The organism is Shouchella oshimensis (assembly GCF_004375095.1).
Lineage (GTDB): Bacteria > Bacillota > Bacilli > Bacillales > Bacillaceae_D > Shouchella > Shouchella oshimensis.
Window position 1 is genome coordinate 850,137 of the sequence record NZ_SNUX01000004.1, and the last position, 13,634, is coordinate 863,770.

At 40.6% G+C, this 13,634-nt stretch carries 14 protein-coding genes and 1 tRNA gene; 11 read left to right on the forward strand and 4 right to left on the reverse strand.

The genetic code is table 11. The features are described from left to right. Nucleotides 1-22 precede the first annotated feature (22 nt). Both murG and E2L03_RS19705 read right to left on the reverse strand, forming a co-directional pair. Nucleotides 23-1,081 (reverse strand): undecaprenyldiphospho-muramoylpentapeptide beta-N-acetylglucosaminyltransferase, encoded by a 1,059-nt coding sequence (gene murG / locus E2L03_RS19700; protein ID WP_038484921.1) that lies wholly within the window; start codon nt 1,079-1,081, stop codon nt 23-25. 26 nt (nt 1,082-1,107) lie between these two features. Then, entirely contained in the window at nt 1,108-1,716 is a 609-nt protein-coding gene (locus E2L03_RS19705; protein ID WP_038484924.1) for a YIP1 family protein, read from the reverse strand. Between the two features lie 178 nt (nt 1,717-1,894). Between E2L03_RS19705 and E2L03_RS19710 the strand changes: the two genes are divergently transcribed. The 4 genes from E2L03_RS19710 to E2L03_RS19725 are packed head-to-tail and all read left to right on the forward strand — an operon-like array spanning nt 1,895 to nt 5,847. Beyond that, nucleotides 1,895-3,487 carry a putative polysaccharide biosynthesis protein gene (locus E2L03_RS19710; RefSeq protein ID WP_051667708.1) on the forward strand — a complete coding sequence of 531 codons (1,593 nt, stop codon included), beginning with the start codon at nt 1,895-1,897 and terminating at the stop codon, nt 3,485-3,487. 9 nt (nt 3,488-3,496) lie between these two features. Next, the gene (gene yabN / locus E2L03_RS19715) at nt 3,497-4,945 is read left to right on the forward strand and encodes a bifunctional methyltransferase/pyrophosphohydrolase YabN (RefSeq protein WP_124743007.1); all 1,449 of its coding nucleotides are present in this window, start codon (nt 3,497-3,499) and stop codon (nt 4,943-4,945) included. A gap of 18 nt (nt 4,946-4,963) precedes the next feature. Beyond that, nucleotides 4,964-5,218 carry an RNA-binding S4 domain-containing protein gene (locus E2L03_RS19720; RefSeq protein WP_038484929.1) on the forward strand — a complete coding sequence of 85 codons (255 nt, stop codon included), beginning with the start codon at nt 4,964-4,966 and terminating at the stop codon, nt 5,216-5,218. Then, a complete protein-coding gene (locus E2L03_RS19725; RefSeq protein WP_124743008.1) occupies nt 5,218-5,847 on the forward strand; it encodes an HAD family hydrolase in 630 nt (209 codons plus the stop codon). The genes E2L03_RS19720 and E2L03_RS19725 overlap by 1 nt, the downstream gene beginning before the upstream one ends. A gap of 47 nt (nt 5,848-5,894) precedes the next feature. Here E2L03_RS19725 and E2L03_RS19730 read toward each other — a convergent pair whose 3' ends face one another. Continuing rightward, entirely contained in the window at nt 5,895-6,866 is a 972-nt protein-coding gene (locus E2L03_RS19730) for a 2-hydroxyacid dehydrogenase (RefSeq protein ID WP_124743009.1), read from the reverse strand. A 213-nt stretch (nt 6,867-7,079) separates the two neighbouring features. On the opposite strand from E2L03_RS19730, the gene E2L03_RS19735 reads away from it, so the two are divergent. After that, nucleotides 7,080-8,129, forward strand: a complete 1,050-nt coding sequence (locus tag E2L03_RS19735) for an NAD(P)/FAD-dependent oxidoreductase (RefSeq protein ID WP_134260246.1) — start codon at nt 7,080-7,082, stop codon at nt 8,127-8,129. Nucleotides 8,130-8,167: 38 nt separating this feature from the next. On the opposite strand, the gene E2L03_RS19740 is transcribed toward E2L03_RS19735, so the two are convergent. After that, entirely contained in the window at nt 8,168-8,653 is a 486-nt protein-coding gene (locus E2L03_RS19740) for a hypothetical protein (RefSeq protein ID WP_055737735.1), read from the reverse strand. Nucleotides 8,654-8,755: 102 nt separating this feature from the next. Between E2L03_RS19740 and yabP the strand changes: the two genes are divergently transcribed. The 6 genes from yabP to spoIIE all read left to right on the forward strand — a co-directional run bounded on the left by yabP (nt 8,756) and on the right by spoIIE (nt 13,579). Beyond that, nucleotides 8,756-9,070, forward strand: a complete 315-nt coding sequence (yabP, locus tag E2L03_RS19745) for a sporulation protein YabP (protein ID WP_078439973.1) — start codon at nt 8,756-8,758, stop codon at nt 9,068-9,070. After that, a complete protein-coding gene (gene yabQ, locus E2L03_RS19750) occupies nt 9,070-9,627 on the forward strand; it encodes a spore cortex biosynthesis protein YabQ (protein WP_055737736.1) in 558 nt (185 codons plus the stop codon). The genes yabP and yabQ overlap by 1 nt, the downstream gene beginning before the upstream one ends. Nucleotides 9,628-9,638: 11 nt before the next feature. After that, a complete protein-coding gene (locus E2L03_RS19755) occupies nt 9,639-10,016 on the forward strand; it encodes an FtsB family cell division protein (RefSeq protein ID WP_243839553.1) in 378 nt (125 codons plus the stop codon). A 76-nt stretch (nt 10,017-10,092) separates the two neighbouring features. Beyond that, nucleotides 10,093-10,554: a S1 domain-containing RNA-binding protein gene (locus tag E2L03_RS19760; RefSeq protein ID WP_038484946.1), complete on the forward strand. Its 462-nt coding sequence runs from the start codon at nt 10,093-10,095 to the stop codon at nt 10,552-10,554. Nucleotides 10,555-10,694: 140 nt separating this feature from the next. After that, nucleotides 10,695-10,768, forward strand: a tRNA-Met gene (locus E2L03_RS19765). A gap of 288 nt (nt 10,769-11,056) precedes the next feature. Beyond that, entirely contained in the window at nt 11,057-13,579 is a 2,523-nt protein-coding gene (gene spoIIE / locus E2L03_RS19770) for a stage II sporulation protein E (protein WP_038484949.1), read from the forward strand. Nucleotides 13,580-13,634: the final 55 nt, after the last annotated feature.

Consider the following 13,634-nt stretch of genomic DNA (forward strand, 5'->3'; position numbering starts at 1 on the left):
ACAGGGGCCTTTCATGTATAGATTAGATGCGATTTAGTTGCTCAATTATAAGAGGAACGGCGTGAGTCGCTTTGCTTTGCTGCATTGTCGTTAGAATAGGCTCACGGTTCGCATACAATGCGTGGATTTCTTTTACGAGTGCATCGTCCTTCATGGATTCTTCCTCTAACATGTGGGCATAACCATTCTTTACAAACGTTTGGGCGTTTAAAATTTGGTCACCGCGACTGCTCTGTCTCGACAACGGAATAATAAGCATCGGAATTTGCAATGCAAGAAATTCAAAAATGGCATTTGACCCACCACGAGTGACAACGATATCAGCGGCTTGCATAAGGTGGGGCAGCTCTTCGTGCACATATTCATATTGTTTATAGCCACGTTTTCTTTCTAATGCAGGATCTAGATGACCCTTTCCGCAAATGTGAATGATCTGATACGTATTAAGCAGATCATCTAGTGATTGCCGGATGCCTTCATTAATCGCTTTAGCCCCCAAACTTCCACCCATCACGAGTAGTACGGGCTTTTGCTTAATAAAGTCAGTGAGTGCTAATCCTTGTGTACGTGAACCAGACAATAAATCATCTCGAATAGGTGAACCGACAACGTTTGTTTGTTCGCTAGGAAAATGCTTTGCTGTTTCAGCAAACGACGTGTAGAACGTCTTTGTAAAGCGCTTGGCGATACGATTTGCTAATCCAGGAGTTAAGTCGCTTTCGTGTAAGTGAACAGGAATGCCTAGTGAATAGGCTGCAATCACAACAGGGACCGTTACAAATCCACCCTTAGAGAAGACTACGTCAGGCTTCTCTTTTTTTAAAATGTTTCGAGCCTGTCTAAGTCCGTTTGAGATTCGAGCAAGATCGGTTACATTTTTCATATCGAAATAGCGTCTTAACTTGCCGCTTGCTATTCCAAAGTAAGGAATATTGTTTTTCTCTACTAATTCTCTTTCAATTCCATCATAAGAACCAATATAAGCGATGGACCATTTGCTTCGATCCATTTGATGAATAATCGCTAAATTTGGTGTTACGTGCCCTGCGGTTCCCCCACCGGTAAAAATAATTTTTTTCATTCCATACCTCTCCGTCTATTTCAATCTTAACCGATTAGTAAATGTGCGAGTAAATCGACAACAATGTATAGCCCTGCAAGACAACCAATCATGGCGATGATAACTAGCAGTGCTTTCATCATACCGATTTTCTGTGCTTCAGAATAAGCAATTAAAAAAATGCCAAATACCCAAACGACTGTTAAGTCAATCATGACTGAGCCAAAACTCACAATGGTTCGAAGTATTGGTGTTTGGGCTTGAAGAGTAAGTAAAGCGAGACCAAATAAGATTAAATTCAGTAAACCAACAAAAATCCCTGGCATAAACAAAGCATAAACAAATACTTTTCGTGTCGCTTTGATGTTACCGTTTCCTCCGTACCAACCGCCTACATGGCCAAACGCAAAACTAAAGCCATAATAAAGGATTGGTCCAGTAAATGCACCAATTAAAATGGTAACAATAAGTGGAAGAAAATTACCTGTAGAGGCTAGAAGCAATGTTTCACTTCTAGAAAACCAGAAACCGGTTAACCCTCCAAAAATAATGGATAGTATGAGAGTCGCTTGTTTATGTATGTCACTTTTCAATGTATCTTTCATTGTTTGGCGAGGCGCAACCCATATGGCGAGCCATGGATTTGTTTGTTTCAAGCAATCACCTACTATATCATATCTTTTGTTCTTATCATACCATGTTTTATGATTATGTATGAATAGGCTGAAAAAAGAATTAGACCCGGTAAGATTTTTAGATGACTTTTATTGATGAGATAAGTTCGACAACATGCCAGGATGATGCTATTTTATAAAGGTAAAGGGGGAAGAGTGCTTGAATACATCACACGTGTTAAAGGGGGCTTTTCTCCTTTCGGTTGCTGCACTCGTAACGAAATTATTAAGTGCTGTCTACCGCATTCCTTTTCAGAATCTGGCTGGCGATTTAGGCTTCTACGTCTATCAGCAAGTCTATCCTTTCTTTGGCATGATGACAATCCTCGCGCTATATGGTTTTCCTGTTGTACTGTCCCGTCAAATTGCTGAGAAAAAAGCACAAGGAAAAGACGAAGAGGTCAACGAATTATTAAGCTATACGTTTTTAGGATTATCAATCTTATCCATTATGATATGCGTTCTCTTTTTGGTTTTTGCACCTCAGCTTGCCTTTTTTATCGGGGATGAATCTCTGACAAGTGTCATTCAATTGGTTGGCTTTGGGTTTCTATTCTTACCTATTTTAAGTGTTTTTAGAGGAGCTGGACAAGGAATAAATCAGATGACACCGACAGCTTTATCTCAAGTAAGTGAGCAATTTGTTCGGGTGGTGGCTATTCTTGTTCTAACCTATGTGTTAGCTTCTCAAGGGTATGATGCCTACGTGATAGGAGAAGGTGCAATTTACGCCTCTCTTCTAGGAAGCGCAGTTGGCTGTGTTTTCTTACTAATGCTAGCGAATAAAAAAGAGATGCGTTTTTATACTCACTTTTCTTTCAAAAAGTTTTATCGTCATCAGGCTGTTTTTTTAAAGCAAAGCTTGTTTATTTGCTTAAATTCACTTATTTTATTGCTGTTTCAAGTGGTAGACGTTTTGACTGTTGTACGTTCCTTACAAGCAACACCCATGTCCGATGTCGCGATTTATACAGCAAAAGGAGTTTATGATCGTGGACAGCCATTGATTCAATTAGGAACCATCTTAATTACAGCGATTGCTTTAGCTGTAGTACCTTTGTTATCAAACGCCCTTGCTTCGAAACGATACAAAGATGCACGCCGCTATCGCGATGTCATGATGAGGCTGACGATCTTGTTAGGTGGCGGGGCAACAATTGGACTCTTTTTATTGATGGACTCAATAAACGCAATGCTTTTTACAAACCAAGCAGGAACAGATGTATTAAGAGTCTTTGTTTTGTCTATTTTCCCTTGTTCTATCTATTTGGCTGGAGCTGCTATTATTCAAGGATACGGACGAATTCATATTCCGGTGTATGCAATTATTGCAGGTATAGGAACAAAAATAGTAGGAAATGTGTTGTTTATAACATTTATCAAATCGACGATGGGCGCAGCCCTTTCAAATGTGCTTGCTTTTTCAGTGATGATGGGTATTGTACTGTATTCGGTCAAAAAGATTGATCAGCGACTGTTTGTGCAAAAGCAATCATACGTAATGTTGCTTGTAGTGCTCTTCAGTATGGGAGTACTCGTGTTTGGAATTCAGGTAGGAATGAATCAATTGCTTTCTTTACCAAATCAACGAAGTGTACATGCCATTCAAGCCTTTACCCTTGCAGGAATTGGTGCAGGTTATGTTGGAGTGGCTGTATTATTTACCCATATTTTTACGTTAAGAGAATGGGCTAGTGCGCCTAAATTAGGGGCTCTTCGGAAACAAGTTATTCAAAAGTTTATTAACAAATAGAGGTGTACCATGGGAATAATTAAAGTAGTCGGTTTAGGAGCAGGAGAATTAGATCAGATGCCATTAGGTGTGTATCGTACCTTGAAGGAAGCACCAACTGTTCGTGTACGTACCCTTGATCATCCAGTTGTGAAGGACTTGCAGCATGAGGGTGTGACGTTCGAGTCCTACGACGAAACGTACGAGCAGTTTGATTCGTTTGAAGCCGTATACGAAACAATAGTAAACGACTTAATCGATCGTGCTCAAGTAGAGGATCTGGTTTATGCCGTACCAGGCCATCCGTTTGTGGCAGAGAAGACCGTTCAGCTTCTGCAAGATGCAACCGATCACCATCAGGTAAAGCTAGACGTTGTTGGAGGGACATCTTTTCTTGACCAAATGTATTCGAGTCTAAGAATTGACCCAATCGAAGGCTGTCAAATTCTGGATGGAACAGTTTTGAAGCAAGAGGAAATTCAAATGCGTCATCATCTTATTATTGTCCAAGTGTATGATAGCCTCATCGCATCTGATGTTAAACTTACGCTAATGGATACCTATCCAGACGATTATGAGGTGACAATTTGTACAGCGGCGGGTACGGCAGAAGAAAAGCTTACGAGAGTACCGCTTTATGAGCTCGATCATCAAACGGAAGTAAATAATTTAACCGCTGTGTACGTGCCGCCAGTTCATGACGAAAAACTCCTTTATGGAGACATACAGTATTTAAAAAGCGTTATTGCTCAGTTACGGAGTCCAGAAGGGTGCCCTTGGGATCGAAAACAAACGCATCAATCGTTAAAGCGATTCTTATTAGAGGAATCCTATGAAGTACTAGAGGCAATTGATCAAGAAGATGATGAGCAGTTAACTGAAGAACTTGGGGATGTGCTCCTGCAAGTGCTCCTGCACGCACAAATTGGTGAAGAAGCAGGTTATTTTCAGTTTGGAGATGTTATTAAGACGTTGACAGAAAAAATGATTCGTCGTCACCCACATGTATTTGGAGACAAGCCTGTGCAGTCTGCTGAAGAAGTGACTTCGGTTTGGGAAGAAGTGAAGCGAAAAGAAAAGGCAGAAAGTGAAGCGCTTCAGCCAAAGCGATCCATTTCTTCTTTTCCTTCTATGTTGGCAGCTGCGGAGACGATGCAGAAAGACATTGCAAAAACCGGTTTTGAATATGAAGCAATTGAGCAAGTGTATGATAAAGTGTTAGAAGAACTAAAAGAAGTAAGAACAGCTGATGCTTCAGAATTGGAGAAAGAATATGGTGATTTGCTGCTTGCAGTTGTGAGCTTAGGTCGATTTATTAAGCAATCACCAGAAGTAGCGCTGCACAAGGCACTAACAGTTTTTCTAACACGATTTGAGTATGTTGAAGCTCAAGCAGAAAAAGCAAACATGACGATTGATCATGTGAATATGACTACGCTTGACGCATGGTGGGAAGAAGCCAAACGATTAGAAAGATAAGGATAAAGGAGCTAACCTATGAGACTTGATAAATTTTTAAAAGTATCCCGTTTGATTAAAAGACGAACATTAGCAAAAGAGATTAGTGATCAAGGAAGAATTACAGTGAACGGTCAAACAGCAAAGGCAGGTACAACGGTTAAGCCTGGAGATGAGCTTTCGATTCGCTTTGGTCAAAAGCTTGTTACCGTTGAAATTAACGATTTAAGAGAGACAACAAAGAAAGAAACAGCAGCAGAGATGTATACAATTGTGAAAGAGGAATCGGTCTAATGAAAGCATTTATTTTTGATATGGATGGGGTCATTATTAATAGCGAACCACTTCATTTTGCTGTTGAAGCGGAGCTCGCAAAGGAAAACGGTATCATTCTAAAAGAAGGGGAGCTGGAATCTTACGTTGGTACACGTGCAGATGAGATGTGGTCGTCCTTGAAAGCTGTACATCAGGCAGACTTTGATGTAGATACGCTGTTAAAAGAGGCTAACGAAAAAAAATTAGCCTATTTGCACGATGCCAATATGGAACCTATAGATGGTATTCGAGAGTTACTTGAACAATTAAAAGAAAAAGGGTACAAGATTGGCCTAGGATCGTCGTCAACGGTTGCTTTTATTGATGCAGTCTTAACCGCATTTTCAATAAAAGACCAATTCGATGTTGTTTTAAGTGGAGAACAAGTAGCAAAAGGAAAGCCTGCGCCAGACATTTATTTAGCAGTTGCCGATCGTTTAGGGGTTAGCCCTCAGCACTGCACGGTTTTAGAGGATGCTGCACACGGTGTTCAAGCAGGAAAAGAAGCTGGAATGACTGTCATTGGGTATGTGAATCCATATTCAGGAAATCAAGACTTGTCTAAGGCTGATTTACGCGTTGAAGACATTGCAGCTATTACTATCTAAGAAGTAAAAAAAGCGTACCCTACTTTTGCAATGGGTACGCTTTTCTTTTAGCCTTTTACAACATCCGTTGGTGTTTCGCCTTTGGCACCAGCAACTAGGTTTTCAATGGCGCGCATCGCCATCGCTTCTCTCGTAGCGGCAGTAGCCGAGCCAATATGAGGAGTTAGAGTAACATTTTTCATCGTTAAAAATGGATGATCCTGCGGTAATGGTTCCGTTTCAAACACATCGAGGGCGGCACCAAAGATTTCATTATTCTGTAACGCTTCAATGAGGGCTTTTTCATCAACGACACTTCCTCGAGCACCGTTAATGAGTAATGCAGATGATTTCATCTTGCACAAAGCTTCCTTATCTATTAAATGCTTCGTTTCATCAGTCAGAGGAACCATTAATACGACGAAATCTGAGCGTGAAAGTAGATCATCTAATTCCACTTTCTCCGCGTTATAACGTTTCTCGGCTTCAGGTCGGTGAGAGCGGTTATGATAGAGAATATTCATGCCAAATCCTTCCTTGGCTCGGTGAGCAATTTTTTCACCAATTCGTCCCATCCCAACAATACCGATTGTCTTCTCATGAACATCTTGTCCAAATAATGCACTTGACGGAGTTCCCTTGCGCCATTCCCCTTTTTGTATGTGAGTATGTAATTCAGCGATTCTTCTGGCGCCTGACAAAATAAGACCGAAAAGAAGATCAGCTACCGTTTCGTCTAATACATAAGGGGTATTTGTCAACAACACACCCTCGTTTGCTAATTCTATAGGATCAAATTTGTCATAGCCAACTGTTGCCGTACTAATTACTTTTAATTGGTCACACCCTTCTACAAGTGCTGCATCCACTGCATGACCGGTAAGTAACGCCCCATCAACCTGTTTCAAAATGTTTCTTAAATCATCCTTTTGTAGTGGCTTGTGTTGATCCCATATCGTATACGAACAATGCTGGGAAAGGTACGTTAATGCGCTTTCAGGAACAGGGTGTGCTAAGAATACTTTAGGTTTGCTCAACATAAATCACTCCTCAGAATGCTTTTTCTAGTAACTATAAAGGTAACGCAAATAGAAATCAAAAGAAAACCTTATCGTCGCGACTGAGGAATTGACACGATTGTGTAAAAGATTTGACTTGAAATTCAGGCGATTGTTGCATACACTGTATTTATATATGAGAATGATTTTCATTATCCTAGCGAAATTGGAGGAAGGACCGTGCAACAAAACGAGATGTACGATCTTACAATTATTGGTGCTGGGCCTGCTGGGCTTTACAGTACGTTTTATGCGGGAATGCGGGACTTAAAAGTAAAATTAATTGAATATAATAGCGAATTGGGCGGAAAGATCCTCTTTTATCCAGAAAAAATCATTTGGGATGTAGGCGGCATGCCACCTACACCGGGAGCGACTCTTATTGATCAATTAGTGAACCAAGCAAATACATTTGATCCAACAATCTGCACAAACGAACATATTGAGAAGATGGTGCGTGAGCCTGACGGAACGTTTACACTTTTTAATGATAAAGGTGAGAAGCATTACAGTAGGACGGTGTTGCTGGCTTCAGGTCACGGCATACCTGTGATGCAGAAGTTAGAGTTAGAGGGTGCGGATCGTTTTGAGGTGGCTAACCTTCATTACACGGTGACTCAAATTGAAAGCTTTCGAGATAAGCGGGTGTTAATATCAGGAGGCGGAAACGCTGCGGTAGATTGGGCAAATGAATTAGTGGGTGTTGCAAAAGAAGTCATTGTCTGCCACAGAAGGCACGATTTTGGAGGGCACGAAAAAAACGTTGCTCATATGAAATCAAAAGTGGAGCTACGAACGCCATTTCAAATTAAAGAGCTACATGGTGAGCGAACATCCATTGATTCAGTGACTCTTTCGCATTGTGATTCAGAACTTGAGGAGCGATTTGACATTGACGCTGTGATTGTTAACCACGGCATGAAGATGGACGGGTGTTTTCTAATGGAAGCGGGCTTAGAGTTAGAGGCAGATGGATTTGTCCGTGTTTCACCATGTATGGAAACCAGTCAACCTGGTATCTTTGCTGCTGGAGATGTGACAAGGCACGCAGGTAAGCTTCAGCTGATCTCCGGTGCATTTGTTGAAGGTGCTACAGCTGTGAATGGCGTTAAGCAATATCTAGATCCAGCTGCTACTAAACAAGCATTTGTTTCTTCTCATAATGAAAAGTTTAAACAGCGAAACCAAGAAATAAAAATTGAACACAAACATAAAGATAAACGTAAAAAACTTGAATTTACGTAAGATATGTAGGGCGTCTCTGTCCACTACATATCTTTTTTTTATAAGTCGTGTTGAAGCTCAGTAATTACTTGTTGAATGGACCGAGGTTCTGTCCCATTCGTAGAATTTTTTGTGAAACGAACATACGTCTTTTGATGAGATAAATAGAGGGTTGTAAGCTGTTGGTTTTGAAAAATTTTACGGATGGCTTGCGACTCATTCTGTTCACCTGTTAGTTGTTGTAGCATCAGGTTAGGCAGTATGATGGCTCTCATATAGCGGATAAAAGAGAGAAGTGTGATATGGACGTTATAAGAAAGAACCGTGTCATCGTTAATCATAAGAACGGCTTGATTAGGCCAGCTGCTTTTTTGTAAGGCGTCGTAAAGTAAAGCTGCGTCGTCTGATTCCGTCAAATAAGAAGATGTACACAATACAATATTAGCATGTGCACGTATAGAGTCTTTGTGTTTCCGGATGTGCTGTACCTGTGGCGACATCGAACTCTGCTCATCAAACGTCTCTGTAAGTAAATAGACGGTCATTTAACACTCTCCTTGTTCTCGTAAGAAATAGCTTGTTCTACCATACTTAAGCATTGCATAAGTATCAAGTAAAGAACTGTTTTTTCGAGGAGCGTGCATAGAATGGATCAAACAAACTACGAGTTTGGAGCACCAATGGGAAGGGAAAGAAAAAACAACGACCACGATATTACCATTAAAGGTCGCAAACAATTAGATATTACAGGTGTTAAGCAAGTAGATAGTTTTGACAATGAAGAGTTTTTATTGGAAACGGTCATGGGTTACTTATCGATTAAAGGTCAAAATTTGCATATGAAAAATTTAAATGTCGAGCAAGGGAATGTGTCAATAGAAGGAAAGATTTACGATCTTATTTATGTAGACCAGAATCAGCAAGGGAAATCAAAAGGATTATTTGGAAAGCTATTTAAATAATGACACTCACTGTGCAGTTTCTATCAATGTTATCAATGGCCGCGATGGGCGTATGGCTCGGAGCGGCTTTAGATACCTATCATCGGTTTATTGGTAAGAAACATTCCTTCGACATTCAAACAGCAGTAGCAGACTTTTGTTTTTGGACGGTACAGGCTCTACTCGTTTTCTATATCCTTTATCAGGTCAATTTTGGAGAAGTTCGCATTTTTGTATTCATTGCTCTTATGCTTGGGTTTGCTGCATATCAAGCCATGTTTAAACGTTTATACAACAAGGTGCTTACTGGGATAATCTTTTTCTTCAAAAAACTTTTTGCTTTCTTAGTGATTGTTATAAAGACGCTGTTGTTTAATCCTGTAAAATGGTTATTGCACATTTGTAGGCGTTTCGCTATGATGATAGTACTTACATTGTGGAGTCTTATCTTCTATTTGTTATGGAAGCCTCTTTATTTTGTTCTGTCTCTTCTAGGCGTTGTCAAAGTTGCCAAGAAAGGACAGCCTATCTTTGAAAAAATAAAGGGTTTCTGCGATCGTTTAATGAAGAAGAAGTAGAGGTGAGTAGTGTGGCGTCTAAACGAGCAACAATAAGAGAAATTGATACAAAGTACATGGAACAACGGCAACAGGAGTTAGATCGACAATCAAAGCGGCGTAAAGGACTATATAGACGCTTGACATTTATGGGCGTCGTGTTCGGGATTCTAATGATTGTATGCGGTATGACACTGTTTAAACAATCAGCTCAAATTAGTGAAAAAAAGACAGAGGTTGAGCACTTGCAAACCGAGCAAGCTTCGTTATTGGAAGAACGAGATTTCTTAAAGCAAGAAATTGAAAACTATCAAGACGTAGAGTATATTATGGAAATTGCAAGAAGAGATTATTTCCTTACATTGCCTGGTGAGCAAAGAATTAACGTAACGAAGCAAAACAGCGATTGACACGTTTTTTTGCTGTCGAGTATAATGTTTTCAAGTATGGAATTTACCTAAAATTTTAAGGAGGATGTACGTTTTCATGTCCATAGAAGCAGGCAGCAAGCTGCAAGGCAAGGTTACTGGTATTACACACTTTGGTGCATTCGTTGAATTGCCAGAAGGAAAAACAGGACTTGTGCACATTAGTGAGGTTGCGGATCACTATGTTAAAGATATTAATGAACTATTAAAAGTCGGCGATGAGGTTACCGTTAAAGTCGTCAATGTAGAAAATGATGGCAAAATCGGACTCTCTATCCGCAAAGCCATTGACAAACCAGTAGAAGAAAAGAGACCGCCTCGTCCGTCTCGCCCTTCTCAATCTGATTCACCGCGTCCGAATCGTCAGTCAGGTGGTTTCCGAGGTGGTAGCAAACCGCGTGTCACACCATCTTTTGAAGATAAGATGAGCCGTTTCTTAAAAGATAGTGAGGAACGCCTAACGACGATTAAACGTCAAACAGAATCAAAACGTGGCGGCAGAGGTGCGAAACGAGGTTAACATGCAGCTTGTGTAACGTATCGTCCGTTATATAGAACGAATGGTTAAGAGAAAGAGTGAGATGATCACTCTTTTTTCTTTTAATTCCTATTGACTTCAATAAAAAAAAGAAGTATATTAATAAGCGTCGTGAAAAACATGGCGGTGTAGCTCAGCTGGCTAGAGCGTACGGTTCATACCCGTGAGGTCGGGGGTTCGATCCCCTCCGCCGCTATCAAAGAAAAAAGATGACTCTCCTATAGAGGGTCATCTTTTTTTGTGCCTTAGAACCAATTTTTCTATTTTTAAACGTATTTTTGTCCGTCATTTGTTGGCAAAGCTAGTGTAAACTAGCAAGGATATGCTAGTCACCTTCTTTAAATTGTTACTTTTTGTGAATTTTTTTTGCTAGTTAAGCCGAAGAAGGTCGAAAGTCTTTTTAATAATGTTTCGTAATTCTGACAAATTCTGTTGTTTACAGTTGGTATAGTGACACTACGATATCTAAATAGGTGGTGGCGCAATCGTGAAAACAGAGAAGTCAAACGGAACGCTTTTAGCTACAGGTGCTTTTGAAAGAATAAATCATGTACAAGCCCGGTTACAAGTAAGTGGACAAGCTTTGAAAAACATGAGTAAAACACTTTTCTTTGAATGGGGTTTATTAATTGCTCTTGTCGGATTCCTTCTAGGAAGAGCGATGATCTTAGCTGAGCTTACACCGTTTATCTTACCATTTTTGGCCTCGGTTTTTTTACTGCGGCGAAATCATGCGCTGATAGCTGGTGCGGCGTTACTAGCAGGTACAGTATTTAGTTATCATGGAGAAATAATCTTCGCTTTAATAGGAATGGCGATCTTTCTTTTATTATATAGAGGTGCGAAAACATTCTTAGACCAACCAGGAAAAGCCCTACCTTACTTAGTATTTGGAGCGAGCATAGTAACTCGACTTGGTTTAGTCTTTGTAACAACTGGAACCATTAGTCAATATGCATTAATGATGGCAACTGTTGAGGCAGGATTAAGCTTTATTTTAACAATGATCTTTGTGCAGAGCATTCCGCTTATTACAGGAAAACGGGGCGGACAAGCTTTGCGAAATGAGGAAATCATTTGTCTTATTATTTTGCTTGCTTCTGTCATGACGGGGACGATAGGCTGGGCATTAAATGATGTAGTCATGCAGCATAGTCTTGCTCGCTATTTAGTGTTAATTTTCGCCTTTGTAGGCGGGGCGGCGATTGGATCTACCGTCGGCGTTGTAACGGGATTGATATTGAGCTTGGCTAGTGTGGCGAGCTTGTATCAAATGAGTTTGCTCGCATTTGCTGGTTTATTAGGTGGATTATTAAAGGAAGGGAATCGCATTGGCGTAGCTTTTGGGTTACTAGTCGGTACCTTATTAATAGGACTGTATGGTGATGGAGGCGGTAGTATTTTCGCAACTGTAGCCGAAACAGGTATTGCCATTGCGTTGTTTTTACTAACCCCAAGAAGTTGGCTTCGGTCGATAGCGAAGTATATACCTGGTACAGTTGAACATGCTCAAGAGCAACAGCAGTACTTACGAAAAGTTCGAGATGCAACAGCCGGACGAGTCGAGCGCTTTTCTTCGCTTTTTCAAACGCTCTCAAACAGTTTTAAAGTTCAGCAAAAAAGTGACGAAGAACAGCATTCAAACGATGTGGATGTGTTGCTAAGTCACGTCACGGAAAAAACATGCCAAACGTGCATGATGAAGGAAAAATGCTGGGTTCAAAATTTTAACCAAACGTACGACTCAATGGCGAAGATGGTTGAACACATTGAAGTGAATGGGACAATGAGTGATCCAAAATTGCAACGCCAATGGAGAAGCCATTGCCGTAAGCCTGATCAAGTAATTGCAGCGATTCATATGGAGACAAATCAGTATCGAGCCAATAAGGAATTAAAGCGGCAAGTTCAGGAGAGTCAACGCTTAGTAGCAGATCAATTGTTAGGCGTGTCAAGAGTGATGGGGGATTTTGCTAAAGAAATTCAAAAAGAGAAGCAGCCTCATTTAATTCAAGAGGAGTACATGGTTGATGCATTACGTGGAGCGGGGATGGACGTTGGTCACATCGACATCTACAGCATTGAAAGCGGACGAATTGAAATTGAGATGAGCGTTCAATGCGATCATGACAACGGAGAAGCAGAAAAAATTATTGCACCAATGCTGTCGGACTTGGTGAAAGAAACAATTATATTAAAACGGGAGGAACCGCAATTTTATGCAAATGGCTACAGTCATCTATCGTTTGGTTCCGCTCAAGCATTTGTGATGGAGTCAGGAGTAGCAAAAGTGGCAAAAGGAGGCGAATGGTTATCTGGAGATAATTATTCAATGATTGAGCTTAATAGTGATAAATACGCCATTGCCATTAGTGATGGAATGGGGAATGGTGAGAAAGCGTACTTAGAAAGTAGTGAAACGCTAGCACTACTGCAAAAGGTGCTTCAATCGGGTATAGAAGAAACCGTAGCGATAAAGTCGGTAAACTCCATACTGTCTCTACGTAATACGGAGGAAATGTTTTCGACATTAGACTTGGCGATGATTGATATGAATGATGCCCATGCTAAATTTCTGAAAATTGGATCGACGCCAAGTTTCATAAAACGTGGAAACCGAGTCTCAAAAGTGGAGGCTGGTAACTTACCGATGGGAATCATTCCCGAGTTTGAAGTGGAAGTCGTACAAGAACAACTGCGAGATGGAGACTTACTTATTATGTGTAGTGACGGCGTGCTAGAAGCGAAGCGATCTGTGGAGAACCGAGAACAGTGGATGAAACGCATTATTTCTGAAATTGCTACAGATGATCCACAAGAAGTGGCCGATATCATTTTAGAGCGGGTCATTCGCTCAGAAGAAGGTAACATTATAGAAGATGATATGACGATTGTCGTTACGCAAATAAAGTTACACAAGCCGAAGTGGACTTCTATTCCCATTCATCCTAAAGTTCAAAAACAAAAGAAAGGAAGAACATTCTTTAAGCAAGCAACTGGAACGTAAGCGTATAAAAGGGCACCTTCATGGCGATGCTTGTAAGACTAAAAGCTAGCTGGAG

Bases quoted from the DNA above. Each gene is read 5' to 3' on its own strand.
- E2L03_RS19735 (WP_134260246.1), top strand. From the start codon at position 7,080: ATGTACGATCTTACAATTATTGGTGCTGGGCCTGCTGGGCTTTACAGT.
- yabQ (WP_055737736.1), top strand. From the start codon at position 9,070: ATGACACTCACTGTGCAGTTTCTATCAATGTTATCAATGGCCGCGATG.
- E2L03_RS19725 (WP_124743008.1), top strand. From the start codon at position 5,218: ATGAAAGCATTTATTTTTGATATGGATGGGGTCATTATTAATAGCGAA.
- murG (WP_038484921.1), bottom strand. From the start codon at position 1,081: ATGAAAAAAATTATTTTTACCGGTGGGGGAACCGCAGGGCACGTAACA.
- E2L03_RS19720 (WP_038484929.1), top strand. From the start codon at position 4,964: ATGAGACTTGATAAATTTTTAAAAGTATCCCGTTTGATTAAAAGACGA.
- E2L03_RS19760 (WP_038484946.1), top strand. From the start codon at position 10,093: ATGTCCATAGAAGCAGGCAGCAAGCTGCAAGGCAAGGTTACTGGTATT.
- yabN (WP_124743007.1), top strand. From the start codon at position 3,497: ATGGGAATAATTAAAGTAGTCGGTTTAGGAGCAGGAGAATTAGATCAG.
- E2L03_RS19740 (WP_055737735.1), bottom strand. From the start codon at position 8,653: ATGACCGTCTATTTACTTACAGAGACGTTTGATGAGCAGAGTTCGATG.
- yabP (WP_078439973.1), top strand. From the start codon at position 8,756: ATGGATCAAACAAACTACGAGTTTGGAGCACCAATGGGAAGGGAAAGA.
- E2L03_RS19730 (WP_124743009.1), bottom strand. From the start codon at position 6,866: ATGTTGAGCAAACCTAAAGTATTCTTAGCACACCCTGTTCCTGAAAGC.